General features: G+C 43.3%; 34 protein-coding genes and 1 pseudogene. 3 read left to right on the plus strand and 32 right to left on the minus strand.

What is annotated here, in order from left to right:
* The 5 genes from lepA to RDO37_RS07485 form a co-directional block, all read right to left on the minus strand.
* On the minus strand, positions 1–1,812 hold the full coding sequence (gene lepA / locus RDO37_RS07465) for a translation elongation factor 4 (protein ID WP_027939986.1): 1,812 nt from the start codon (positions 1,810–1,812) through the stop codon (positions 1–3).
* Between the two features lie 189 nt (positions 1,813–2,001).
* Entirely contained in the window at positions 2,002–2,769 is a 768-nt protein-coding gene (locus RDO37_RS07470) for a glycosyltransferase family 25 protein (protein ID WP_308498641.1), read from the minus strand.
* 1 nt (position 2,770) lies between these two features.
* The gene (locus RDO37_RS07475) at positions 2,771–3,802 is read right to left on the minus strand and encodes a sigma-E factor regulatory protein RseB domain-containing protein (protein ID WP_308498642.1); all 1,032 of its coding nucleotides are present in this window, start codon (positions 3,800–3,802) and stop codon (positions 2,771–2,773) included.
* A 214-nt stretch (positions 3,803–4,016) separates the two neighbouring features.
* Positions 4,017–4,691: a sigma-E factor negative regulatory protein gene (locus RDO37_RS07480; RefSeq protein WP_303074693.1), complete on the minus strand. Its 675-nt coding sequence runs from the start codon at positions 4,689–4,691 to the stop codon at positions 4,017–4,019.
* Between the two features lie 13 nt (positions 4,692–4,704).
* Entirely contained in the window at positions 4,705–5,310 is a 606-nt protein-coding gene (locus RDO37_RS07485) for a sigma-70 family RNA polymerase sigma factor (RefSeq protein ID WP_281710676.1), read from the minus strand.
* 460 nt (positions 5,311–5,770) lie between these two features.
* Between RDO37_RS07485 and nadB the strand changes: the two genes are divergently transcribed.
* Positions 5,771–7,396 (plus strand): L-aspartate oxidase, encoded by a 1,626-nt coding sequence (gene nadB / locus RDO37_RS07490; protein WP_308498643.1) that lies wholly within the window; start codon positions 5,771–5,773, stop codon positions 7,394–7,396.
* 341 nt (positions 7,397–7,737) lie between these two features.
* On the opposite strand, the gene RDO37_RS07495 is transcribed toward nadB, so the two are convergent.
* The gene (locus RDO37_RS07495) at positions 7,738–8,883 is read right to left on the minus strand and encodes an IS5 family transposase (protein WP_308498644.1); all 1,146 of its coding nucleotides are present in this window, start codon (positions 8,881–8,883) and stop codon (positions 7,738–7,740) included.
* A gap of 41 nt (positions 8,884–8,924) precedes the next feature.
* Here RDO37_RS07495 and RDO37_RS07500 point away from each other — a divergent pair, with 41 nt between their 5' ends.
* The gene (locus RDO37_RS07500; protein WP_308498645.1) at positions 8,925–10,097 is read left to right on the plus strand and encodes a glycosyltransferase; all 1,173 of its coding nucleotides are present in this window, start codon (positions 8,925–8,927) and stop codon (positions 10,095–10,097) included.
* Positions 10,098–10,257: 160 nt separating this feature from the next.
* Here RDO37_RS07500 and RDO37_RS07505 read toward each other — a convergent pair whose 3' ends face one another.
* From RDO37_RS07505 to trxA, 25 genes and pseudogenes are all read right to left on the minus strand, one after another.
* On the minus strand, positions 10,258–11,364 hold the full coding sequence (locus tag RDO37_RS07505; RefSeq protein ID WP_308498646.1) for a glycosyltransferase: 1,107 nt from the start codon (positions 11,362–11,364) through the stop codon (positions 10,258–10,260).
* 205 nt (positions 11,365–11,569) lie between these two features.
* Entirely contained in the window at positions 11,570–11,683 is a 114-nt protein-coding gene (gene rpmJ, locus RDO37_RS07510; RefSeq protein ID WP_027940176.1) for a 50S ribosomal protein L36, read from the minus strand.
* A gap of 56 nt (positions 11,684–11,739) precedes the next feature.
* A complete protein-coding gene (secY, locus tag RDO37_RS07515) occupies positions 11,740–13,086 on the minus strand; it encodes a preprotein translocase subunit SecY (protein WP_027940177.1) in 1,347 nt (448 codons plus the stop codon).
* A 197-nt stretch (positions 13,087–13,283) separates the two neighbouring features.
* Positions 13,284–13,718, minus strand: a pseudogene (gene rplO / locus RDO37_RS07520) (50S ribosomal protein L15); the annotation flags it as partial.
* A gap of 5 nt (positions 13,719–13,723) precedes the next feature.
* Entirely contained in the window at positions 13,724–13,909 is a 186-nt protein-coding gene (rpmD, locus tag RDO37_RS07525) for a 50S ribosomal protein L30 (protein WP_027940179.1), read from the minus strand.
* A 3-nt stretch (positions 13,910–13,912) separates the two neighbouring features.
* Positions 13,913–14,419 carry a 30S ribosomal protein S5 gene (rpsE, locus tag RDO37_RS07530; protein ID WP_027940180.1) on the minus strand — a complete coding sequence of 169 codons (507 nt, stop codon included), beginning with the start codon at positions 14,417–14,419 and terminating at the stop codon, positions 13,913–13,915.
* A 12-nt stretch (positions 14,420–14,431) separates the two neighbouring features.
* Positions 14,432–14,785, minus strand: coding sequence for a 50S ribosomal protein L18 (rplR, locus tag RDO37_RS07535; protein ID WP_027940181.1), 354 nt, complete (start codon positions 14,783–14,785; stop codon positions 14,432–14,434).
* A 17-nt stretch (positions 14,786–14,802) separates the two neighbouring features.
* A complete protein-coding gene (gene rplF, locus RDO37_RS07540) occupies positions 14,803–15,336 on the minus strand; it encodes a 50S ribosomal protein L6 (RefSeq protein ID WP_027940182.1) in 534 nt (177 codons plus the stop codon).
* Between the two features lie 11 nt (positions 15,337–15,347).
* Positions 15,348–15,740 carry a 30S ribosomal protein S8 gene (rpsH, locus tag RDO37_RS07545; protein ID WP_027940183.1) on the minus strand — a complete coding sequence of 131 codons (393 nt, stop codon included), beginning with the start codon at positions 15,738–15,740 and terminating at the stop codon, positions 15,348–15,350.
* Positions 15,741–15,754: 14 nt separating this feature from the next.
* Positions 15,755–16,060: a 30S ribosomal protein S14 gene (gene rpsN / locus RDO37_RS07550; RefSeq protein ID WP_027940184.1), complete on the minus strand. Its 306-nt coding sequence runs from the start codon at positions 16,058–16,060 to the stop codon at positions 15,755–15,757.
* 15 nt (positions 16,061–16,075) lie between these two features.
* Complete coding sequence (rplE, locus tag RDO37_RS07555; RefSeq protein ID WP_027940185.1) at positions 16,076–16,624, minus strand: 50S ribosomal protein L5; 549 nt, start codon at positions 16,622–16,624, stop codon at positions 16,076–16,078.
* 27 nt (positions 16,625–16,651) lie between these two features.
* Positions 16,652–16,978 carry a 50S ribosomal protein L24 gene (gene rplX, locus RDO37_RS07560; RefSeq protein ID WP_027940186.1) on the minus strand — a complete coding sequence of 109 codons (327 nt, stop codon included), beginning with the start codon at positions 16,976–16,978 and terminating at the stop codon, positions 16,652–16,654.
* 18 nt (positions 16,979–16,996) lie between these two features.
* Positions 16,997–17,365, minus strand: a complete 369-nt coding sequence (gene rplN, locus RDO37_RS07565; protein ID WP_027940187.1) for a 50S ribosomal protein L14 — start codon at positions 17,363–17,365, stop codon at positions 16,997–16,999.
* Between the two features lie 351 nt (positions 17,366–17,716).
* On the minus strand, positions 17,717–17,986 hold the full coding sequence (rpsQ, locus tag RDO37_RS07570) for a 30S ribosomal protein S17 (protein WP_027940188.1): 270 nt from the start codon (positions 17,984–17,986) through the stop codon (positions 17,717–17,719).
* A gap of 12 nt (positions 17,987–17,998) precedes the next feature.
* Positions 17,999–18,202, minus strand: a complete 204-nt coding sequence (gene rpmC, locus RDO37_RS07575; RefSeq protein ID WP_027940189.1) for a 50S ribosomal protein L29 — start codon at positions 18,200–18,202, stop codon at positions 17,999–18,001.
* On the minus strand, positions 18,202–18,615 hold the full coding sequence (rplP, locus tag RDO37_RS07580) for a 50S ribosomal protein L16 (RefSeq protein WP_027940190.1): 414 nt from the start codon (positions 18,613–18,615) through the stop codon (positions 18,202–18,204). The genes rpmC and rplP overlap by 1 nt, the downstream gene beginning before the upstream one ends.
* A gap of 16 nt (positions 18,616–18,631) precedes the next feature.
* Positions 18,632–19,432: a 30S ribosomal protein S3 gene (gene rpsC, locus RDO37_RS07585; protein WP_027940191.1), complete on the minus strand. Its 801-nt coding sequence runs from the start codon at positions 19,430–19,432 to the stop codon at positions 18,632–18,634.
* 11 nt (positions 19,433–19,443) lie between these two features.
* Entirely contained in the window at positions 19,444–19,779 is a 336-nt protein-coding gene (rplV, locus tag RDO37_RS07590; protein ID WP_027940192.1) for a 50S ribosomal protein L22, read from the minus strand.
* An 11-nt stretch (positions 19,780–19,790) separates the two neighbouring features.
* The gene (gene rpsS, locus RDO37_RS07595) at positions 19,791–20,066 is read right to left on the minus strand and encodes a 30S ribosomal protein S19 (RefSeq protein ID WP_027940193.1); all 276 of its coding nucleotides are present in this window, start codon (positions 20,064–20,066) and stop codon (positions 19,791–19,793) included.
* A 19-nt stretch (positions 20,067–20,085) separates the two neighbouring features.
* Positions 20,086–20,901: a 50S ribosomal protein L2 gene (gene rplB / locus RDO37_RS07600; protein ID WP_027940194.1), complete on the minus strand. Its 816-nt coding sequence runs from the start codon at positions 20,899–20,901 to the stop codon at positions 20,086–20,088.
* Complete coding sequence (gene rplW / locus RDO37_RS07605; RefSeq protein ID WP_027940195.1) at positions 20,901–21,215, minus strand: 50S ribosomal protein L23; 315 nt, start codon at positions 21,213–21,215, stop codon at positions 20,901–20,903. Before rplW ends, rplB begins: the two co-directional genes overlap by 1 nt.
* Entirely contained in the window at positions 21,212–21,826 is a 615-nt protein-coding gene (gene rplD / locus RDO37_RS07610) for a 50S ribosomal protein L4 (protein ID WP_027940196.1), read from the minus strand. The genes rplW and rplD overlap by 4 nt, the downstream gene beginning before the upstream one ends.
* A gap of 17 nt (positions 21,827–21,843) precedes the next feature.
* On the minus strand, positions 21,844–22,482 hold the full coding sequence (gene rplC / locus RDO37_RS07615) for a 50S ribosomal protein L3 (RefSeq protein ID WP_027940197.1): 639 nt from the start codon (positions 22,480–22,482) through the stop codon (positions 21,844–21,846).
* A gap of 17 nt (positions 22,483–22,499) precedes the next feature.
* Positions 22,500–22,811 carry a 30S ribosomal protein S10 gene (rpsJ, locus tag RDO37_RS07620; protein ID WP_021890106.1) on the minus strand — a complete coding sequence of 104 codons (312 nt, stop codon included), beginning with the start codon at positions 22,809–22,811 and terminating at the stop codon, positions 22,500–22,502.
* 340 nt (positions 22,812–23,151) lie between these two features.
* Positions 23,152–23,481 carry a thioredoxin gene (gene trxA, locus RDO37_RS07625; protein WP_027940198.1) on the minus strand — a complete coding sequence of 110 codons (330 nt, stop codon included), beginning with the start codon at positions 23,479–23,481 and terminating at the stop codon, positions 23,152–23,154.
* A 249-nt stretch (positions 23,482–23,730) separates the two neighbouring features.
* Here trxA and RDO37_RS07630 point away from each other — a divergent pair, with 249 nt between their 5' ends.
* Positions 23,731–24,957, plus strand: a complete 1,227-nt coding sequence (locus RDO37_RS07630) for a glycosyltransferase (protein WP_308498647.1) — start codon at positions 23,731–23,733, stop codon at positions 24,955–24,957.
* 148 nt (positions 24,958–25,105) lie between these two features.
* Here RDO37_RS07630 and RDO37_RS07635 read toward each other — a convergent pair.
* A partial coding sequence (locus tag RDO37_RS07635; protein WP_308498648.1) for a hypothetical protein occupies positions 25,106–25,591 on the minus strand: 486 nt, incomplete at its 5' end.

Here is a 25,591-nt window from a genome sequence, read left to right on the forward strand (position 1 = left end):
CTATTCCTTGCCTACCTTTAAAATTGCTAGGAATGCCTCTTGAGGCACTTCTACTTTACCTAACTGCTTCATACGCTTCTTACCAGCTTTCTGCTTTTCTAAGAGCTTACGCTTACGGGTAATATCACCACCATAGCACTTTGCAAGAACGTCTTTACGTAAAGCCTTTACAGTGCAGCGAGCAATGATTTGTCCACCGATAGCAGCCTGAATTGCAATATCGAACATTTGACGAGGGATGAGCTCTTTCATCTTCTCAACTAAAGCGCGACCACGAGATTGAGCAATAGAACGGTGTACGATAATGGCTAAAGCATCAACACGCTCTTGTGCAATCAAGATATCTACGCGAACTAAGTCACCACGCTCGAAGCGTTTAAAGTTGTAATCAAGCGATGCATAGCCACGTGATACAGACTTGAGGCGATCAAAGAAGTCTAATACAACCTCACTCATTGGTAATTCATAAGTAAGAGCAACTTGATCACCGTGATAAACCATTGAGGTCTGTACACCACGCTTTTCCTGGCACAAGGTCATAACTGCGCCAACATAAGCGGTTGGCATCAGCATACGGCACTCAGCAATAGGCTCACGGATCTCGGAGATATTACTAATTGGAGGCAGTGCAGCAGGGCTGTCAATATGAATAATTTCACCAGAGGTCAGTACGATCTCATAAATTACAGTTGGGGCTGTAGTAATGAGGTTGAGATTGTACTCACGCTCTAAACGCTCCTGAATGATCTCCATGTGCAGCATTCCAAGGAAGCCACAGCGGAAACCAAAGCCAAGTGCAGTAGAGTTTTCTGGCTCGAAGAACAGTGATGCATCATTTAAAGAGAGCTTATCTAATGCATCACGGAAGGCATTGTAATCATCAGTATCAACTGGGAACATGCCTGCATAAACCTGTGGCTTAGCCTCGTGGAATCCAGGTAGCGCCTCAGGAGCAACATTGCGTGCGTGGGTAATGGTATCGCCTACAGGAGCACCATGAATGGTCTTAATACCACAGACGACCCAACCTACTTCACCGCAGTTTAATACTGGCACATCGACACGCTTTGGAGTAGAAATGCCCAGTCGTTCTACATCCCATGCCTGACCAGTACTCATGACCTTGATCTTGTCACCCTTACGTAAGGTGCCATTCTTAACACGGACTAATGACACTACACCAAGGTAATCATCAAAATAAGAATCAATGATCAGAGCCTGCAATGGAGCATCAGGATCTCCATTTGGAGCTGGGATAGAGTGAACTAAACGCTCTAATACATCCTCAACACCTAAACCAGTCTTTGCAGAGCAGCGGCAGGCATCATGAGCTTCCAAACCAACAATATCTTCGATCTCGAAGATTACCTTCTCAGGATCAGCAGCAGGCAAATCAATCTTGTTAAGAACAGGAATAACCTCAAGATTAAGCTCAATAGCCTGATAGCAGTTTGCAAGAGTCTGAGCTTCTACACCCTGGCCAGCATCAACTACTAATAATGCACCTTCACATGCAAAAAGAGAGCGAGATACTTCGTAAGCAAAGTCTACGTGACCTGGAGTATCAATGAAGTTAAGCTCGTAGGTATTACCATCTTGGGCTTTATACTTTAAAGTCACAGCCTGAGCCTTAATAGTAATGCCACGCTCACGCTCAATGTCCATTGAGTCGAGAACCTGAGCTTGCATTTCACGATCGCTAAGACCGCCACAAACCTGAATAAAGCGGTCTGACAAGGTTGATTTGCCATGATCAATGTGAGCAATGATCGAGAAGTTGCGTACTAATTTCTGGTCAAAAGTGTTAGCCATGATGAAAGTAAAAAGTTCCTAAATCTGGAGTTCCAGGGTAATCCCGTTGGCTGCCTCAGCGGCACTCAAAAGCGATATCTAGATCTTAAGCTAGCTCTCTATTATATCTAAAACATGTATCTTTTAGATCGTAACTGACAAATGCACTGTGAATAGGCCTATATTACGGTACTTCAAAGCACCCATTAACTAAAGTCTAATCATGCGGTGCGCTGGTCGATCTCCAATGGTCGAATCAACCTCATGAAACTGCATAAAATGATTCAAAGGGTATGCTCTAAAAAGCTTTAAATTATGGTATGCGACAAGACCTGTTAAATAGTCTGCAACGATTCTTACTGGGTATCCAAGCTCAATAAGACGCTTACAGGCTGTCGGAGTTACTACATATAAAGCAGCATATATTAAAACTCTTCGGCGATTAAAAATGGCATCAAGTGTGTTATTACGCATACCTAAACGCTGGAAGTAAAATCCTTTTTCTTTGTTTGCATAATACTTCTTTGCGCCAGGCAAACTCTTGATACCGATGTGAGATGAAAAGTTAATGATGTCCCAAGGCTCTTTAATACAATCAATATTGTCTAATGCTTCATAAACATCTTGATTAAGAAGCATATCGTCCTCAAGGATTACTGCTCTTTGCACTCCATCATCTAAGATCTTTTGATAAAGTTTAAGATGGGATAACGCACAGCCTTTTTCTGGTAAAGATAGCTTGTCTTCGACAAGTAGCTTTCTGCCACCTGTCATTTCTAAAATGTTTTTATCCTCATCTGCAAATAAAGCTTTCTGCTCTTCTGTTAATGCCCTACCATTCACACCCTCAAAAAACTCATAATCAACTCCTTGGGCATCTAATAGCTTTGCCATGCGCTCGCGACGCTCAGTTTGGCCCTTGAGATTGATTACATAGTACTTGAGCTTTGTAGCGTTTAAGTCTTTAACTGTGCTCATGTTAACCATTGATCCTTGTCAATACATATTCTGCTAGTGATACAGGAACCTCACCCACAACTGAATACTCATATTTTAGCGCTTTTTTGCGCACAACCGAGATGGTTCCATTTGTAAGTACAGGATATAGAACTGCAGAAGGATCATTCTTATATACCCTAAATGAGGTTACACCATCTGAAAACTCTTGATAGGTACAGTTTGGACCGCCTTGTGCAAATTTACCAGAATCAACTAGCTGATATACGTTTGGAATCTGCAGCTCAGGCCACGGTAACGGATCTTCATTATTTTGAGCCTCCGCAGCTTTATCAGAGTTGACGTTGCTTAATGAACCTTTTACAGCGCCAGTCGAGCCCTCTTGAGTACTGCTATTAGCTTTATCTTGAGAGTGTTCAGCTTGAAACCTATTAAATATCTCATCATTAATCGGGAAATTTAGACTAGTTACAGACCTGCTATCCATGGTAGTCATGCGCTCAATGACAGATCCTTTAGGGTCAAGAATAGTCAGCTCAACAGGAAAGTCAGACTCGTCCTCTTTGGCTAGCAGATATGAATAGCGTAAGTTCTCTTGAGGCATTAGCCTTAAGATACTAACGCGCTTACCCATCACTCTAGTTCTGCCCATAAAAATACATGAGAAGCTATTGAGCGACTTGTCTGAAGCAAAAAGACTGTCCCAAATAAAGGTTGGATGCCAGGATAACGGCAAGGCAGTCATTGTACTATCGTTATAGTCAAATCCTTCGCCATCCCTAAGCGCATACCCTTTAATTTCACCATTTAAGGTTTGCCATAAAGTGTAATGACGACCATTAGCACCAACACTTTGCAAAGTAATAAATGGGGCGATACCTCCAGGATTTGATAGAACTACAACTGATTGAGTACTTGAATCACGCACACGTGCTCTAGTTTCTTTAAACGAATCAAAACACTTATTTATATGGTTTGAGTCTATTGGACCAATGGATGAAAGTGGAATAGTGTTTGATAAGTATGAAGTATTAGCCTCAAGAGTATCGACCATAGGCTCATCATGAGCAAAGACATTTGTTGAATAAATACTTGCTATAAGTACAGTTGCAAAACTGTAGAAACTAAAAGCATGGCGCACTTTGGTTACCTAAATTAACAAGCTACAAATACAAAAAAGGCCGTATCGCGTGGACACAGCCTTAGCATTATCTTATTAACAATCATTCTAACAGCTTTGATACTGATAGGATAACTATTGATTCAAACTATCTTGAAGCAGTTTCAGTAATAAAGCCCTGCACATAAGAATTAACTTTATCAAGTTCTTCCTGTCGAACTTTGCTTAAGTCTGTCTTATCAGCTGGCGGAGTTGGTTTAGCACTATCGTTTACATTGTTATTTAGAGAAACGATATCACTCTCATTAGTCTGAAAAGCTGCTAAGTTTAACCCATTAACAGGGCCTACATTGTTTGATGCAGTTGTTGCGATGTTATCCATTTGCACGTTGGATGCATTATAGACTTGCATACCAATTACAGCCACTGTAGCGACAGTTGCAGCAACAGCTGTTTGAATTAAAACAGTGCCTGCTTTTTTCAAAGCGATAGTTGGCATAGCTAACTTAACTTTACCAGTCTTATTTACATCTTGCTGCAAGCTAGACTGATCAAAGCTACACTCGCTTTCATATGGAGGAACCCAGGCTTTATCTTGATCATCAATTGCTGCCATTACTTTGTCGGCGAAATTAAAGTCGACTTTTTCAGGCATTTCATCACGCAAGGCGCTACCAATTAAAGCCCAGTTCTTTAAATGCTCTCTAACCTCAACTGAGTCAAAAGACTTTAAGTCCTCCGAACTTAGATGCTGGCAACGGCCATCAAAAAGTTCCGAGGCCTTTAAGAGTTTCTCGTTAGTTTCTGATGACTGGTTTCGCATAGACTGCTCCAAACTATAATCCCCTTTCAAAGCGAGCCATTTTTTCTTCTATATGTTGTCGTGCTCTGAAAATTCTCGATCTTACGGTTCCTAGAGGAGACTCCATAATTTCAGAAATCTCATCATAAGACAATCCCTTTACTTCACGTAAGAGGAGGGCTCGTTTTAAATCCTCAGGAAGCTCATTTAATGCCTCATTAATAATATTGCTAAGCTCATGAGAGTCGAACAAAGCGTCAGGGCCCTCATTTGAAACCAACATACCGTGAACGTCATGCTTAGAATTGAATTCAGGATCATCAACATCGACTGCATAACGATGTTTATTGTTGACTTCTAAGTAAGTTTTAGCAACATTTGAGGTTACTCGAAACATCCAAGTATAAAAGGAACTTTCGCCACGGAAAGAGTCAATTGACTTGTATGCACGAATAAATGCTTCCTGTGCAATATCGTTAGCATCAACAGGATTGCTTACGAACTTGTATGCGATATCGCAAACCTTATGTTGATAACGAAGCACCAGAATGTTGAAAGCCTGCTTATCACCTTGCTGAACACGCTTTACCAGCGCAATATCTTCAGCTGCGAGTGATTGTGCCTGCTCTTTAGTCATCATAATGATTCAACATCCTGTTTAGTCCTATAGACCATTGAACTTATTAAAAAGTTCCCTAGCTGAGGTATTCTCACAATACATACACTATTTGACAAGACTAAGATAGAGATCTTAGACATTCGTGTAGAACAATAAGATCGCAAGACTACTATGCATAACACAAGTATAAAGCATACAACGGTCAACTCCGACAATTAATGATCGTTTTGCATTAATATATCGCCCTACTTTAGTGCACCACTTATCGCATAAAAGACGATTTAAATGCCATTTTGTTAGCAAGTCTTGAAGAAGTTATTAAAATTCAGGTTTGTATTAGGCTAAAATCTGATTAGCTTGGCTCTTGGCATAGCACAAGCCACATCTGTGAAACTCTATTTGACCGCTTTAGCTTTTAGCTGGCACTTGAAGCAACTTCAAATACCCGCGATCAAATTCACTACGATTTAAGGGCTCCATTATGGATTACACAACAGACTGCCTTGTTATTGGCAGTGGTGCCGCAGGTCTAACTTTGGCATTAGGTATTGCCAAAAGTGCGAAAGTGATTGTTTTGTCTAAGGCTGACGTATGCGCTGGTTCAACAAACTATGCCCAAGGTGGTATAGCAGGCGTATACAACATTAAGGATGATCAAGACTCGATTGAGGCTCACATCAAAGATACCTGTATTGCAGGATCTTTTATCTGTGATGAAAAAGTAGTTCGTGAAGTGGCAGAACATGCTCATGACTCAATTCAGTGGTTAATTGATGCTGGTGTTCCTTTCGATCTCAAGGAAGAAGAAAAGAGCGCCGAACAATCACCTTATCATCTGCATAGAGAAGGCGGTCACTCTCATAGGCGTATCTTCCACGCAGAAGATCACACTGGCAGATCGATCCAGGAGACTTTAGTTGCACGTGCAAAAGAGCATCCAAACATTACGATCTTAGAAGATCGCTATGCTGTTGATCTCATTACAACTAAAAAGCTGAATATGCCAGGCAATCGTGTACTCGGTGCCTATGTGCTGAATGAAAAAGACGATCAAGTAGAGATCATTAGAGCTCGCTTTGTAGCTCTCTGTACAGGTGGCGCATCCAAGGTATACCAATACACATGCAACCCAGAGGTTAGCTCTGGTGATGGCATAGCAATGGCTTGGAGAGCTGGCTGTCGCGTAGCAAATATGGAATTTAATCAATTCCACCCAACGACTCTTTACAACGCAGCTGATCGTAACTTCCTGTTAACAGAAGCGTTACGTGGAGAAGGTGCTACCTTAGAGCGTAAAGATGGTACACGCTTTATGCCAGAGTACGATGATCGCGGTGAACTTGCTCCTCGTGACATCGTAGCAAGAGCTATCGATCATGAAATGAAGAAAACTGGCGCTGACTGCATGTATTTAAACATCAGTCACAAGCCGGCAGACTTTGTTAAGAAGCATTTCCCAACTATTTACGAACGCTGCTTAAAGGTTGGCATCGATATAACCAAAGAACCAATCCCAATTGTTCCAGCAGCTCACTTCAGTTGCGGTGGTGTGATGGTGGATAGCAAGGCAAGAACCGATATTCAGGGACTCTATGCCATTGGCGAAGTTGCATATACTGGTCTGCATGGTGCCAATCGTCTTGCTTCAAACTCTCTTCTTGAGTGTGTAGTTTATGGTCAGGCTGCAGCTAAAGATATTACTCAGCACCTTGCAGATGAGAATATAGATGAGCTTGAGCAAATCGATATCCCTGCTTGGGATGATAGCCGTGTGAGCGATTCTGATGAAGAAGTGATCATTACCCACAACTGGCATGAGCTTAGACTCATGATGTGGGATTATGTTGGTATTGTGCGTACTAATAAACGCCTGCAACGTGCGCTCCACCGCATTAACCTTCTTAAGAAAGAGGTTGCAGACTACTACTCACACTTTAGAATCTCAAAGAATCTCCTCGAACTGAGAAATCTACTGCAAGTTGCTGAGATCATTGTGTACTCTGCTCAAGAGCGTAAAGAGTCTCGTGGCCTTCACTACTCATTGGACTACCCAGAACAACTGCCAGAAAAGAAAGTTACGATCCTTTGTAAGGATCAAATTGTTTAATATTAGCTAGACTAATATATCAATCAAGGCAGGAATATCCTGCCTTTTTAATACCTCTTAATATATTCACGAAGGCTTCAATAAGAAAACATGGGTAACCCAAAAAGAATAAAAATAATGGGAACTTCTATAAATCAAAATAGATTAATACTTAGAGCACATTGTTGGTGTTAAGTATGGATGAAGTACAGACTTGTGAACAAAATCATGACTCTGAGATACGTTGTTTCGTGATATTTATGACAAAAACTCAGCAGATTTTGACTAATCTTGGCACACTAATCCCTCCAGTACCTTTTGACAAGATACCAGATATCAAAATGTTTGGTGGAGGATGCCAACTAAAATGGTAGCGGTAGCCCTAGAAACATTAAGCGCTTGATGTTATAGCACCATACTAGCATATGGTGATAGCTATCAGCCCTTTTTTTACCAATGGTTCTAAGAATGTCACCATCCCAATGTGCAATTTGAGCAAAGACATGCTCTACCCTAGCTCTTGTTTTGGATTTCTCACGATTATTCTTCTTCTGCTCATCTGTTAGAGGGGTATTTCTTTTTCCTTTCTCGCATACAGCAGGTTTGAGGTTGAGCTGCTTAATTTCATCAATTTGTTTTTTACCGCTATAAGCTGAGTCAGCGTACAGGGATTTGCCATGATCTTCTTCTCTTACTAGAGGAGCAATAACCTGGGAGTCATGTACGCAGGCTGCTGTTGTAAGCATGGAAGTGATCAGCTTGGTTAAACAGCAAACTGCGATATGCAATTTGTAACCATAATAGCGATGACCACCTTTTTGTGTCCATCTTGAATCAATGTCTTTTTGGCGTTTCTTGGCTGGATGATCATTCCAAAGTTGATCTCCATTACCGTCTTTTATCACCTTGTTCTCATCTCTAGTGTTACGTTGAATAGGCACGTTTGTAAAAGATGAATCAATCGCAATAGAATCGCTATTCTTTACTTCATCTAATTGTGCAATATGTTGCATCGTGAGTATGTTGATGAGCTCAAATACGCCAGCTTTTATAAAAAGCTCACGGTACTTCCATATTGTTTTTGAGGAAGGTACTAGTGTCACATCAATGTCTAAAAATGCAAGAAAAGACTGACGGTCCAAGATATACTTGTGAACCATTGCATCACTCAGATTGAAGAGGATTTGCAAGATGAAAATCTTAAAGAATATGATTGGGTCATAGCTAGGTCGTCCTGCATTTTTGCGAGAGTACTTGCTTCGTGGACATGATGATTCGGTGAATGGTTTCAGGATAACATCATCATGGTCATGGGACATAGTGTTATCAACTGAAGCATTGTCTTCCTTGTACTTAGATATTGCGGTTTCAATAACAACTCGTAACTGATCAAAATCGATACTCTGATCAATGCTTAAGAGATCTGGTTCTCTTGCAAGCAGCTCCTCACGTGAGGGTGGTAATAGAAGATTTGACTTAGTGGTGGCGTTAATATATGATCTTGACATAGTTTGTATAATGAGGGTATTTTTTTTGTTTTTTTGAAAAAATGATTATATCATTATTACCCTCATTTTTTTCAAATCAAAAACCATCAACTGAGCCGATGTATATCAAGTTTTTGAATTATAGAAGTTCCCTAATATTTTGTATACCAGAGCTAGTTATCGGCGGTAGTGAGATTGCTCTTTGTGAAATGCTCTTAGCACTAAAGGAAACTAACATATTTGATCTTAGTGTAATCACTTTTAACAAGATAACACACCCTAGATACAAGTATTTCTTTGAGGAACATGGAATTACAGTTTTAGATGCCTCTAAAGATGAAACAAAACCAAAGTTTCTTAGAAATATTCTTAGATTGCATAAAGCAAGAAAGTATTTTAAACAGCAAGATATCATTGTAGACTTTAAATATACATATGCTTACAGATTTTACAGAGGCATAAAAAAGCCTAAAATTTGCTGGTTACATTGCGGATTTAATTACTTTCAAAACCACCTAAATGCAGAGTTACTGAGCAAATACGACAAGGTAGTTTGCTTAAGTAATAATATCATTCATGAAATAAAGGAAAATTACCCATTATTACAAGACAAAATAGTACGCATATACAACCCGATTAACGTTGAAAGAATACTTAATCAATCCAATGACATAATGTTTTCAACGGACGGACGCTACTTTGTTGCCGTTCAACGGCTTGATCCACATGAAAAAGATGTAGAAACCGTTATTCGAGCGTTTAATATATTCGCAGAAAGTAATAAGGAATTAAAACTCTACATTGTTGGTGGTGGCTCAGTAGAGTACACAGACTATCTTAAGGGTCTATGTGAAACAGATAGGATTATATTTACAGGTGAACTAAAAAAACCCTATAGTATGATAAAAAATGCAGAAGCTTTAATTCTTTCCTCGAAAATGGAAGTAGGCGAAGGACTGCCTATGGTACTCCTGGAATCCCAAGCACTTAATACATTATGCATATCATCTAACGTAAAATCTGGACCACCTGAGATTCTGTTAAATGGCCAAGCTGGTCTGCTTTTTGAGACAAGCAATCCTGAAGACTTGGCAAATAAATTAACTGCCGTTTGTTCTGATCAAGTAGATGTTTCAAAGCTAGTACAATACGCCAAAGAACAGATAACAAGATTTTCGAGTAAAAAATCTGCTGAAGACTTTATAAAGGTAATTCACGAAATTCGCACTGAATAAGCCATATAAAACATGGTTTTTGACGTTGAAGACCGACACAATTAAACGTATTTTATTAATTATCTGCGATCAACTATTTTAACGTTGAGTCTTCCGCCAGCCATTAACTAGAATATATTGTGGTTGGCTCAAGACCATTTGACAAATAGAATAATGAAAATCATTGCACCTTAATACCAAAAACCTTTACTAATTTCCCTTTATCATTATATGAAATCTTCATAAATGGAACGCCAAGAAAATAGTATTTATCTACTTGGGGTCTATGCTTAATTTTAAAAATACCAAAAAATTTATATATTCTGCAGGCCTTTAACTTTCGTAAGTAAATAAGCTCATCATAATGATCAAAGAGATAATTAGAAGAAATGCGATGGCCTGATTTAATAATGTCAGCTGCATCAGTATAAATCCTCTCTTCAATGTCCTTATTTATACAGTTGCTCACAGCTGCTAAAACTAACAAATAAAAGCACTTCCAAAAAAAGTTATCTCTGCTGGAAAGAATATTCTTATCAGCCAAATAAGACATGATACTCTTAGCTATTAGAATAAAGTCATAAGAGTAATCATTAACTTTAGCTAACCCAGTGATTGAATCGGTTCTAGTCAGATACTTGTATGGATAACCAGGCATATAACATATTCTACGACTAAATAGAAGATAAATGAAGGTAAAATAATTGTCTTCAAAACGTAAGCGCTCTGGAAAACGCAAATTATTATTCTTAATTATTTCAGCCTTGAAAATAATGGACCATACAGCTGGGAATGTATTAACAATTACATCGTCAGAAATTTTTACAGTGCCATTATAATTCTGATAATTGGATATGTTATAACGCCCTTTTTTTATATTGCCATTCTCAGAAACTCTTTCATAGCCAAAACTTACGGCATCAATATCGCCTTCAAAATGCATGAGAGCATTTTCGAAAGTCGAATGATCTATATAATCATCTGAGTCAACGAAAGCAATAAAGTGCTCATCGAATGAAGCAGCACGTGTGCTCTTATTAAAGATGTAGTCTAAAGCGACATTTCTTGCGATTGACAAACCACCATTCGGTATCTCTAATACTTCAATTCTTGGATCTAATTGCTCATATCTAGACAAAATTTCATTACTATTATCCGGACTTCCATCATTGACGCAAACAATCTCAATGTCTCTAAAGGTTTGACAAATAATGCTATCCAAGCACTTTGCTAAATACTTTTCAGTCTTATATACAGGCACAACGACAGATAAAAACTTACTTTTCACTTCTAGAGTCCTTGTAGAACATTAACGCCTTATATCTAAGTAAGATAAAGTATATAGGCTTCGTAATAAGAGATATAGCTGGATTGCTACATTTTACTGATTCAGACAATAAAAAACACGGTTGAGTTGCCTCGAACCGTGTTCTTGATGATGCAAGTTGAACTTGCTATGTGCAGAGGAGTAGCATAATTGCTACGCCTGGCGATTAGCCCTGACGCTGCTTATGCTTTGGATTATCGCAGATGATGCGAACTACGCCGTGGCGACGTACCACTTTGCAGTTACGGCAAATCTTCTTAACAGAAGCACCAACTTTCATGATATCAACTCCGTTGATGGACGGGCCGTAATGCAAAGTGCTTACGGCCTTAGAAATTAACGTCCGTAATTCCTGAGATTAGCCTTACGCATGATATCACCGTATTGCTGATTCATACGATGGCTCTGCAGCTGAGCTACAAAGTCCATGATTACTACAACAATAATCAGTAATGAAGTACCGCCGAAGTAGAACTGAACATTGAACCAGTTCATAAGCAGCTGCGGAATTAAGCAGACTAATACCATGTAAATCGAGCCAGAGAGTGTCAGACGAGTCATCACCTTATCGATGAATCGTGCAGTCTGCTCACCTGGACGAATACCAGGAATGAAAGCACCACTCTTCTTCAGATTCTCAGCTACTTCACGTGGGTTAAACACAAGTGCGGTATAGAAGAAAGTGAAGAACACAATAGCTGCTGCATAAAGGAGCTCATAAAGAGGCTGACCTGGCTGCAGGAATAAAGAGATTTCCTGAAGCACATTAGCAACAGCATTCTCACCTTGACCAAACCATGAAACAATGGTGCCTGGGAATAAAATGATCGAGGAAGCGAAAATCGCTGGGATCACACCAGACATATTGATCTTTAAAGGTAAGCTGCTTCGTGGTTGTGAATAAATACGGTTGCCCATCTGGCGCTTAGCGTACTCAATTGAGATTCTACGCTGTCCACGCTCGACGAACACGACGAAGAAGGTAACTACGACCACTACCACGCCGATGATCAGCAGTGCGATGGTGGATAAATCACCTTGACGTGCTTGCTCGAATGTTGAGGCAAGTGCTGCAGGTAAGCCTGCAACGATACCAGCAAAGATAATTAAAGAAATACCATTGCCAATACCACGCTCGGTAATCTGCTCACCAAGCCACATTAAGAACATTGTGCCTGTAACTAAGGATACGGTGGTTACAAAGTAAAAACCGAAACCAGGGTTATCTACTAAACCAGGCATCATGTTAGGAATACCGGTAGCTATACCGACAGCCTGTAATGTTGCTAAGAATAAAGTAGAGACACGAGTGTACTGTGTGATCTTGCGTCTACCTGACTCACCTTCTTTACGAAGTTCAGCTAAGGTAGGGTTAATCACTGCCAATAATTGGATGATAATCGACGCAGAGATATACGGCATGATACCCAATGCCAGCACTGATGCACGCTCTAAAGCGCCACCGCTGAACATATTGAACATACCGATGATGGTTCCGCTCTGATCATCAAAAAGTCGCTGAAGAACGTCAGCATTGACACCAGGAACAGGAATGTAAGAACCAAGTCTGAACATAATCAGACCGATTAATACGAAGAGCAAACGGGAACGAAGTTCGCCGTTGCCGCCATTAGCCTGAGCCTGTGCTTCGCGACCCTTTTCCAGGAGCGATTTTCTAGCCATGCAAATCTCCAAAAGAGCGCACTACGTGCGCTCCGCGATTACTTGTTCTTGGCAGCTAACTTTTCAGCCTTGTCCTTCTTTGCCGGCTTTACGATACCGGTAGCAGCAAGCTTGTCTTGCAGAGCCTTCTGCTTAGCAGCAGAACGGGCAGCAGACTTCTCACGACGAGCAGCTGCAGCTAAGGTGTATGAAGCGATCTCAACAGAGCCACCAGCAGCCTCAATGGCAGCCTTAGCACCGCGAGTAACAGCTAAACCCTTGACCTCAACCTTACGAGTGAAGTTAGGAACCTTAGAAAGAACGATCTTAACGTACTTAATCTTCTTAGAGATTAAGCGAGCCTTTAAGAGGCTTGCCATGTCAACTACATCACCCTCAACGCGGTTTAAGTCGTTGAGTAAAACTTCTGCAGTAATGTCAGACTTTGGTGAGTAGAAGCCAAACTTAGGCAGGCGAATCTTTAAAGGCATCTGGCCGCCTTCGAAACCTGGGCGGACATTTGGGCTCTTACGAGCACCTGAACCCTTGATACCACGACCACAGGTCTTGCCTAAACCAGAGCCGATACCGCGACCAACGCGAACGTGCTTGCGGTGTGAGCCCTCAGCAGGCTTAAGAGTATTCAGACGCATTATTGTTACTCCTCAACCTTAATCATGTAGCTAACTTTGTTGATCATACCGCGAACAGAAGGAGTGTCCTCGAGCTCAACAGTGTGACGAATGCGACGTAAACCTAAGCCGCGAATAGTAGCAACGTGATCAGGCTTGCGGCCGATGATGCTGCGTACTTGGGTAACTTTGATGGTTTTCTTCTCAGCCATTTTTTACTCCAAGATTTCCTTAACAGAGAGACCACGCTTTGCAGCGATCTGCTCAGGAGTACGTTGAGAAGCTAAGGCAGCAACAGTAGCACGAACTACGTTGATTGGGTTGGTTGAACCGTAGGTCTTAGCCAGAACGTTACGTACACCAGCAACCTCAAGAACAGCACGCATAGCGCCGCCGGCAATAATACCAGAACCTTCTGAGGCAGGCTGCATGTAAACCATAGAGCCTGAGTGCTCGCCCTTAACAGCGTGGAACAGGGTGCCGTCGTTTAAAGAAATGTTCTTGTTAATGTTACGACGAGCCTGCTCAATTGCCTTCTGAATAGCAGCAGGAACTTCTGAAGCCTTGCCGTAGCCATAACCAACGTGACCGTTGCCATCACCAACTACAGTTAAAGCGGTGAAAGAGAAGATACGACCACCCTTAACCACTTTAGCTACACGATTAACGGCAACCAGCTTCTCCTGAAGCTCGCCTGCCTGAGTTTCATCTTTGTGTTGCATTTAACTACACTCCTAGAACTTGAGGCCAGCTTCACGAGCAGCGTCAGCTAATGCTGCAACACGGCCGTGATACTTATAACCGGAACGGTCGAAAGCAACGCTCTCAACCTTAGCTGCTAAAGCACGCTCGGCAACAGTCTTGCCAATCAGCTTAGCTGCATCGATATTACCGGTGTACTTGAGCTCCTTAACCAGATCCTTTTCTAAGGTGCTGGCAGTAGCTAAAACGTGGCTGTCCTTGTCAATAATCTGAGCGTAGATGTGACGAGGAGTACGGGTAACGACGAGGCGAGTAACACCCAACTCGTGCATCTTAGCGCGTGACTTGGTAGCACGACGGATGCGAGATTGTTTCTTATCAAACATGGTTTTTACCTCAATCCTTACTTCTTCTTGGCTTCCTTGATACGCACTACTTCATCAGAGTAGCGAATACCCTTGCCCTTGTATGGCTCAGGTTGACGGTATGCACGAATGTCAGCAGCAACCTGACCTAAGAGAGCCTTATCGAAGCCCTTCAGGACGATTTCGGTCTGTGATGGGGTCTCACAAGTAATTCCCTCAGGAAGCTCGTGATCGATTGGGTGAGAGAAACCTAAAGCAAGATTTAATACCTTGCCCTTAGCCTGGGCACGGAAACCCACACCAACTAAGTTCAGCTTCTTCTCGTAGCCCTTATCAAGACCTACTACCATGTTCTGCAGTAAAGCACGGGTAGTACCAGACTGCATGTTAGCCTCAGCAGAATCGTCAGCAACGTTTACCTTTAAAGCGTTGTCAACGAACTCAACCTTTACTAAAGGATGAATGTTCAGCTGTAACTGGCCCTTCTTGGATTTAACGGTGATTAACTGGCCGTCGATGGAGACCTCGACGCCTTGAGGAACTAAAACTGGTTCCTTCGCAATACGTGACATGTCCCCTCCTATTATGCGACGTAGCAGACGACTTCGCCGCCTAAACCGTCCTTACGGGCGGCACGGTCGGTCATGAGGCCCTTTGAGGTTGAGATAACCGCAATGCCTAAGCCGTTCATAATGCGTGGAAGATCACGGCACTTCTTGTAGATGCGCAGACCAGGACGTGAAACGCGCTGGATCATCTCTACTACTGGCTTACCCTCGTAGTACTTGAGGCCGATCTCTAATACCTTTTTGGTATCGCCGCTTACGTTAACAGAGGCAATGTAGCCCTCTTTTAACAGCAGGTTAGCGATAGCAAGCTTTTGCTTGGAGGAAGGCATGGACACCATTACCTTGCCGGAAGCCTGGCCGTTGCGAATACGGGTCAGCAAATCCGCGATTGGATCTTGCATGCTCATGTGTTTCTCTCCTCTTACCAGCTGGCCTTGTGAAGACCAGGAATTTCACCGCGCATCATGTGCTCACGGAGCTTGATACGGCATAAGCCGAACTTGCGCAGGTAACCATGTGGACGACCAGTCTCAGCACAACGGTTGCGCTGACGGCATGGGCTTGAATCGCGTGGCAGTGCAGCTAAAGCCTGAACTGCAGCAAAACGCTCTTCGTCAGAAAGAGAAACAGAGGAAATCTTTGCTTTGAGCTCTTGACGCTTTGCGAAGTACTTGTTTGCAAGGCGCTCTCTCTTGAGCTCGCGGTTCTTCATTGAAGTCTTAGCCATTTAGGTTCGTCCTAATTACTTAGCCTGAGTGCGGAATGGGAACTTGAAAGCCTCTAATAAGGCACGACCCTCTTCATCAGTCTTGGCAGTGGTAGTGATGGTAATGTCAAGGCCACGAATAGTGTCAACCTTGTCATAGTCGATCTCAGGGAAGATGATCTGCTCGCGGACACCCATTGAATAGTTGCCACGACCATCAAAAGACTTGGAAGATAAACCACGGAAGTCGCGGATACGTGGGATAGAGATTACGATTAAACGCTCTAAGAATTCCCACATGCGCTCACCACGTAAAGTTACCTTACAACCGATTGGGTAACCCTCACGAATATGGAAGCCCGCTACAGACTTGCGAACCTTGGTGATTAATGGCTTCTGGCCGGTAATTGCGGCCATATCGCGTGCTGCGTTCTCAAGAACCTTCTTATCAGCAACAGCCTCACCGACACCCATGTTAAGGGTGATCTTCACAATCCGAGGGACTTGCATGACTGACTTGTAACCAAACTTTTCAGACAAAGCTTTGATTACTTCCTGCTTGTATTGATCATGCAGTTTCGCCATCGTTATTACTCCTGATAAAAACTGCTATTAAGCCTTGTTAGGGATGATTTCGTTGTTGGACTTGAAGAAGCGAACCTTCTTACCATCTTCAAAACGGAAACCAACCTTGTCGGCCTTGCTAGTGGATGGGTTGTAGATTGCAACGTTAGAAACGTCGAGTGGGGCTTCCTTCTTAACGATTTCGCCCTGGACGCCAGCCTGTGGATTGGCCTTAACGTGCTTAGTTACGAGGTTAACACCCTCGACTACTACTTTGTGCTCTTTGGTAAGAACGCTGATAACCTTACCGGTCTCGCCCTTTGACTTACCTGCGATCACAATAACTTCATCATTGCGGCGGATTTTCGCTGCCATGTTTTAGACCCCTTAAGATTAGAGTACTTCCGGAGCTAAGGACACGATCTTCATGAACTGCTCACCGCGAAGCTCACGGGTAACAGGTCCGAAAATACGGGTGCCAATTGGCTCGTGCTGGCCGTTTAATAAAACAGCAGCGTTGCTATCAAAGCGAATTACGGAGCCGTCTGCACGACGTACGCCCTTCTTGGTACGTACAACTACGGCGTTAAGTACATCGCCCTTCTTGACCTTGCCGCGTGGGATTGCTTCTTTGACAGACACCTTGATGATGTCGCCAATAGCAGCATAACGGCGGTGAGATCCACCAAGGACCTTAATGCACATTACGCTACGAGCACCCGAGTTGTCAGCAACGTCGAGCATGGTTTGCATCTGGATCATTTAAAATGCTCCAAGGTTATAAAGACAAAATTTCCCCTCTCTATAAAGTAAGAGGGCGCTGAATAGTACCATGAAAAATAAGAAACTGCAAGTTTTGTGTAGCATATCTCAGTTTTTAAGATCTTTACTTAAGCTTAATATGCTTGTGATCTCTTTTACATATGCGGTTTATACATACTTCAGCGCAAAAAACTTATCATGCGCTCTCAGAGCGAGAAGATCATAAAAATGGATTTAGCCGCCTTATAAACATAAGGAGAGTTTCTTAGTCTCATGATTAAAATAAAAAGGATCTTGTAGACAAGCCACAAGATCCTTTTTATCAATTAAACACGTTAAGTGTTCTTGATATTACTCTGCCTTCTCAATGACAGATACTAAGGTCCAAGCAATGGTCTTAGCAACTGGACGGCACTCGCGAATCTCAACGAAATCGCCAGTACGTGCCTCGTTGTTTACGTCCTGTACGTGGAACTTAGTGGTACGCTTTAAGATCTTGCCGTAGATTGGGTGCTTAACACGACGCTCTACTGCAACAACACAAGCCTTCTGCATCTTATCGCTAACAACGCGACCACGGAGGGTGCGTGCTACCTTTGAAGTGTTCTGAGTATCAGACATTTAGCACTACCTCTACTGTGCGCTCTCAGCGCGAAGCTTCTCTGACAGGATGGTGTTTACACGAGCGATGTCGCGACGAACCTTACGCATGTTGTCAGTGCTTGCAAGCTGATTCAGCTTGTGCTGGAAACGGAGATTGAACTGCTCACGCTGAAGGTCTTTAAGTTCAGTCTTAAGCTCTTCAACGGACTTATTACGTAACTCGCTAGCCTTCATTAGATCACCGCCTTACGAACGAAAGTAGTGGTAACTGATAACTTAGCAGCACCTAAACGGAAAGCCTCACGGGCTAACTCCTCAGGAACACCGCTCAGTTCAAACAGAACCTTACCTGGCTGGATTGGGCATACCCAGTACTCAACGGAACCCTTACCCTTACCCATACGAACACCGAGTGCCTTCTGAGTAATTGGCTTGTCTGGGAACACGCGGATCCAAACCTTACCAACACGCTTCATGCAGCGAGTTACAGCACGACGAGCAGCTTCGATCTCACGAGCAGTAATCTGACCACGTGAGGTAGCCTTCAGGCCGTATTCACCGAAGGATACTTCTCCGCCGGCGTAAGCTAAGCCCTCGTTACGACCCTTTTGAGTCTTGCGATACTTTGTACGCTTTGGTTGTAACATTTAAGTGTATCCTCCGTTACTCTGCAGCAGGGGCTTCAGCAGCCTGGGCAGGCTTCTTCTGACCCTGAGCGCGATCGTTACGACCGCCGCGGCGGTTGTTACGAGCACCGTTGTCGTTACGACGACCACGGCCCTTGCGCTCTTGTGCGTTGTCACGCTCGTTGGCTTCTTCCTGGTTTAAAGGCAGCTGGCCTAAAACTTCACCCTTGAAGATCCAAACTTTAACGCCGATAACACCGTAGGTGGTAACTGCCTCAGATAAAGCGTAGTCGATGTCAGCACGTAAGGTGTGAAGTGGAACACGACCCTCACGTAACCACTCTGAACGAGCGATTTCTGCACCGCCTAAACGGCCAGAGACTTCAACCTTGATACCCTTGGCACCAACGCGCATTGCATTCTGGATTGCCTTCTTCATAGCGCGACGGAACATTACACGACGCTCTAACTGTGAAGCAATTGAGTCTGCAACTAACTTGGCATCGAGGTCAGGCTTGCGAACTTCGCTGATGTTAACCTGAGCAGGAACACCTGCAATCTCGGTAATCTTACGGCGAAGCTTCTCAACGTCCTCACCCTTCTTACCGATAACGATACCAGGACGAGCAGTGTGGATGGTTACACGGATGCTCTTAGCAGGACGATCGATGACGATCTTGGATACAGATGCGTTCTTAAGTTCCTGAGTTAAGTACTTGCGAACTTCGAAATCGCTCTTGATGTTGGCTGGGAAATTAGCAGTTGATGCGTACCAGACCGAGGAGTAAGGCTTAGTGATACCAAGTCTTATTCCAATCGGATTAACCTTCTGACCCATCTTAACTCCTTTTAGCGCTCAGAAACGTAAATGGAAATGTGAGAGGTTCTCTTCACAATGCGATCTGCACGGCCTTTAGCACGTGGCATGATGCGCTTTAAAGATGGACCTTCGTCGATTAAGATGCGAGAAATCACTAACTTGCTGGAGTCCAGACCGTTATTGTTTTCTGCATTGGCGATTGCTGAGTTGAGAACCTTAGCAATTAAAGCAGCAGCCTTACGTGGGCTGAACTTTAATAAGTCATAGGCCTGATCAACTGGCATACCGCGAACTTGATCAGCAACTAAGCGAGCCTTCTGAGCGGAAGTACGAGCAAAGCGATGTACAGCTTTAATTTCAGTCATTGTCCTTACTCCTACTTGCCCTTCTTGTCCGTAGCAGCGTGACCACGGAATGTGCGGGTAGGTGCGAACTCACCCAGCTTGTGACCTACCATTTCATCGGAAACGTAAACAGGTACGTGCTGACGGCCATTGTGAACAGCAATCGTCATACCGATCATGGCAGGAATAATCATTGAACGGCGAGACCAAGTCTTAATTGGCTTCTTATCTGCACCAACGGCAGCCTGTTCAACCTTCTTTAATAAGTGCGCGTCAATAAACGGGCCTTTCTTCAAAGAACGTGGCATGTTATTTCCTCACTAACGATTAACGGTGACGAACGATGTACTTGTCAGTACGCTTGTTCTTACGGGTCTTGAAGCCCTTGCATGGGGTACCCCATGGTGAACGAGGCTGAATACCCTTGTTGCGGCCCTCACCACCACCGTGTGGGTGGTCGATTGGGTTCATGGACATACCACGAACAGTAGGACGTACGCCGCGCCAACGATTAGCACCAGCCTTACCTAACTGACGGAGCATGTGCTCTGAATTGCCGACTTCACCGATAGTTGCGCGACCGTTAGCAAGTACGCGACGCATTTCACCAGAACGCATACGTAAGGTAACGTAGTCACCCTCACGAGCAAGAATCTGGCAGAAAGTGCCTGCTGAACGAGCAAACTGAGCGCCCATACCTGGAACCAGCTCAACTGCGTGAACATTGGTACCAACTGGGATGTTGCGCATTGGTAAAGCGTTACCTACCTTGATAGGTGCGCCTTCACCGCTCATGATCTTGTCGCCAGCCTTTAAGCCCTTAGGAGCTAAGATGTAACGACGCTCGCCATCAGTGTATAAAACTAAGGCGATGTTAGCTGAACGGTTTGGATCGTATTCGATACGCTCAACACGACCTTCAACGCCATCCTTCTGACGCTTGAAGTCGATTAAACGATAACGCTGCTTGTGACCGCCGCCGATGTGACGGGTAGAGATGTGACCGTAGTTATCACGACCACCAGTCTTACGCTTCTCAACAGTCAGAGCTGGGAAAGGACCACCCTTCCACAGATCAGGATTCTTGATCTGAATAACGTGGCGACGACCTGCGGAGGTTGGCTTGGTCTTAATGATAGCCATTAGTTGCTCTCCTTCTCAGCTGCCTGAGCTGTAAAGTCGATAGTTGAGCCTTCTTTCAGGGTAACGTAAGCCTTCTTCCAGTCGGAACGAACGCCGATACCGTGAGCTGAACGGCGCTTCTTACCCATTACGTTAAGGGTGCGAACGCTATCAACCTGCACGTTGAAGATAGTCTCAACAGCCTGCTTGATTTCGTGCTTATCAGCATCCTTAACTACCTTGAAAACAAAGGTGTTATTTAACTCAATAGCACGAGTGCTCTTCTCAGTAATAATAGGTGCGCGAAGGATGTTCATTAAACGAGAATGCATCATTTGGTGATATCCTCCTCAACCTTCTTGAGAGCTGCAGCGGTAATTAATACCTTGTCGAAGCCTACGAGATTTACAGGGTTGAATGAAGCAGTACCTGGCTGGCAAACTTCAACCTTGTAAAGGTTACGAGCGGCTAAGAATAAGTTCTCGTCAAACTGCTCAGTAACAATCAGAACCTGCTTTAACTCGAGGTCCTTTAACTTGTTAACTAAAGTCTTGGTCTTGTGATCCTCTAACTTTAAGTCCTCAACGACAACTAAACGGTCCTGACGAACTAACTCAGAGAGGATGCTGCTCATAGCAGCACGGTACATCTTACGATTTACCTTCTGTGACCAATCCTGTGGCTTAGCAGCGAAAATGGTGCCACCAGCACGCCAGAGTGGAGAACGAGTTGAGCCTGCACGAGCGCGACCAGTGCCCTTCTGACGGAAAGGCTTCTTACCGCCGCCAGATACCTCAGAGCGGGTCTTTTGTGCCTTGGTTCCGGCACGAGCGGTACTTAGGTAAGCAACAACTACCTGATGTACCAGCGCCTCATTGAACTCGCGACCAAAGGCACTTTCAGATACCTCCAGTGGCTTACCGGCGCCAATCATCTTTAATTCCATGATTCCTTTACCTCAGGTTAAGCTTTAACACTTGGCCTTACGATCAGATCCCCGTTGTTGGCACCTGGAACAGCGCCCTTTACGAGGAGCAGGTTGCGCTCAGCATCGATACGTACGAGATCGAGACACATAACAGTGACGCGCTCGCCGCCCATGCGGCCGACCATCTTCTTACCCTTGAACACACGGCCTGGAGTCTGGTTTTGACCAGTAGAACCAGGAACACGGTGAGAACGGGAGTTGCCGTGAGTAAAGTCCTGAGTGCGGAAGTTATAGCGCTTTACGGTACCAGCAGTGCCCTTACCCTTTGACTGGCCAGTGACATCTACCTTCTTAACACCTTCTAAAGCGTCTACCTTGATCTCAGAGCCAACTTGATAAGCCTCAAGCTCGGATGGCTCTAAACGAAACTCCCATAAGCCGCGGCCAGCTGCTACACCAGTCTTAGCAAAGTGACCAGTCTCAGCCTTGTTCATACGGGATGCTTTACGCTCGCCGGTAGTAACCTGAATTGCGGTGTAACCGTCGGTCTCTAAATTCTTAACCTGGGTTACACGATTAGCCTCAACCTGGATTACGGTAACTGGAACTGACTTACCGTCCTCGTTGAAAACGCGGGTCATTCCAAGCTTGCGGCCAATTAAACCGATTGACATTGTAATTCCCCCTAACGCTAGCGAAGGCTAATCTGTACATCAACACCAGCAGCAAGGTCTAAACGCATTAAAGCGTCTACAGTCTTTTCTGTTGGCTCCACGATGTCTACTAAACGCTTGTGGGTACGAATTTCGTACTGGTCACGAGCATCCTTGTTGACGTGTGGGGAGATGAGGATAGTGTAGCGCTCCTTGCGGGTTGGGAGCGGGATCGGACCGCGTACTTGAGCGCCAGTGCGCTTAGCAGTCTCAACGATTTCAGCAGTCGAATGATCGATTAATCTGTGGTCGTAGGCCTTGAGGCGAATCCGAATTCTTTGGTTCTGCATTACAGACTCCGAAAATAAAAAGAACATGTAGGCACATGCCTTCCTGCTCAATTCCTTATGAAATCAAACAAGAGGACGGTCTAACTAAAAGATTCTCCCAAAATTAGGGAGTGTACCGCAGCCACGGCATGTAGCCGGAGGGCTGGACTGTGCTATCAACTTATATACCACTGTGACGTGGCGCACAGATTTTGTGGCGCTTATTATACAGATATTTCTGCCTTTAGCAAGAACTTCTTAGAAAAATTTTCTGCCAAGAAAATGTTTATTGCGCCACAGTAACAAAAAAGGCGTCAAGCTTGAGCCCGACGCCTTTTTTGTCATCTAGACAACCGATCTATTACTTACGTAAGGAGGTTGCGATAAAGTCCTTGAGGTCTGCCTTGGCAATAGCACCAATGTGCTGACCTACAACCTCGCCACCCTTAATAACTAATAAAGTAGGGATGGACATAACCTTATAGTTAGTTGCAGCTACCTGGTAGTCATCGATGTTGATCTTGCAGATCTTTACATCGTCCTGCTCAGAGGCAAGCTCGTCGAGGATTGGGCCAACCATACGGCATGGACCACACCATGGTGCCCAGAAGTCGAGCAGTACTGGCTTATCGGACTTGAGAACCTCAGCCTCAAAAGTATCATCAGTCAGATGTACAATCTTGTCACTCATAAATCTACTCCAGTGATAATAATGCAGTCGCTAATCTTAGCATACTGCAAACATTCAATTCATAACTAGCCGCACATTTGACAAATAAAAGCAACATCTTTGCTCGTAGTACACAATCTTTAAATCTGTTTCTTTTATATTTACTTTGCTAAAGTATGTTACGTGACATAGTTTTTCACATGATAGATGTATACAGGTACATTAAACACTAATTAACCAGTTATTAACTGGGTGCCAATAGGTTATGACATGTCTGATTATAATATTTTACTCGCAACTGACATTAACTACTTACCATACAGCTTTGTTACATGCCAATCAGTTTTAGATAGTCTTAACGCTCACCATACGTCGTCGAACTCAAATAACTGCTCCGATAATAAAAATACAAGAGAATCAGACAGAATCATCTTTCATATTGTTGTTGATGAAACTGTAAATACAGAAGAGCTTACTAAAAAGGCTGAAGCGTTTCAGATTAGAAATGAGCACATAATCGATGTTTTATTCATAATAAAGCAAATTGATAGCTCGACATTCAAAGGTGCACCTAAACTTAATGACGCTTTAAGTTCATATTACCGCATTGTCATCGATAGGCTGATTCCAACTGACATACCCACAGTTCTGTATTTAGACTGTGATTTGATTGTTCGTCACGATATTCGTGAGCTTTTCAATCAAACTGATCTCAGAGATAAAGTTCTAGCTGCATGTGTAGATTTTAGAATCGACGAGCAAAATTCCTTAAATCACTGCAGACCCCTGCCATCAAAGAATAAAAATCACAAAGATTTATATATAAGCAATAAAAATCATTTTAATGCTGGTGTTTTGCTGATAAACATGCATGAATGGCGTAGGCAAGAAATTGAAAGAAAGTGTTTCGAACTTCTAAAGACACATGCACCTATATTGCATGATCAGGATCTATTAAATTTTTTAATAAATGATCCAGTCCTATTAAACACCACTTGGAACTTTACCTCTTTTTACTATGTGCTTGGTTACGATGAATCTACCAATGATTTTTCGCTAATTCCTCCATCATTTAGCTCATCATTAACAAAGAAAATTTTTAATAACGTTCCAGATGTAAGTGAGTTTGTATCCATGGCAAAAGATCCCGCTATTTGCCATTTCACTCTAATAAAGCCATGGGCAGATCAAAATAATTTGCGTTACTACTTCATGACTCTGCCATCAGTAGCTGAATTATATGCAATGCACAAGCATTGGCATCAAACAGCCAAACACGTAGTCGAATTTAAGGACGAACTCCTGAAAGGATACTCTTATGAATATTCATTAAATGATTTCGGCCTAAACATACTAAACAATCAAATTATTAACGTCCAAACGAATTTTAAGCATTTGCAAAGAAGACAGAAACGCGACAAAAAGGCTCTTATAATAGCCATTTGTACTCTTGTCATGTTGCAGTTTACAACCTTATTTTTGTTATATATCGACTAATTTTTAGCTGCCTTAATTAGATTTTAAAATAGCAATAATCATTGCTACAGATAAAAATATTAATTAACACAGATCTATTTTATCTAGTCTTGATCTTACTTCCATTTGGTAGGCAAGGAACGCGCTTCTCTGTAGCTGATGCAGTTAATTAATTTTGTTCTTCCTGATCGTTTGCAAGTGTAGCGTTGTTCTTGCTGCCTTTTGGACGGCCACGACCTCTCTTCTCAATTGCTTCAGACAAGGTTAACTGCTTTTGTGCTGCCTGCTCGTTTGCAAGGGTAGTCTTGTTCTTGCTGCCCTTTGGGCGGCCACGACCGCGCTTTTCAGTTGCTGATGATGCGGTTTGCTGCTTTAGTGCTGCCTGATCGTTTGCAAGGGTAGTCTTGTTCTTGCTGCCCTTTGGACGGCCGCGACCACGCTTTTCAGTTGCTGCAGATGCAGTTAGCTGCTTTTGTGTTGCCTGCTCGTTTGCAAGGGTAGCCTTGTTCTTGCTGCCCTTTGGGCGACCACGACCGCGCTTTTCAGTTGCTGCAGATGCAGTTAGCTGCTTTTGTGCTGCTTGCTCATTTGCAAGTGTAGCCTTGTTCTTGCTGCCCTTTGGACGGCCACGACCGCGCTTTTCAGTTGCTTCAGA

Source organism: uncultured Anaerobiospirillum sp. (assembly GCF_902485895.1).
GTDB classification, from domain to species: Bacteria; Pseudomonadota; Gammaproteobacteria; order Enterobacterales; family Succinivibrionaceae; genus Anaerobiospirillum; species Anaerobiospirillum succiniciproducens.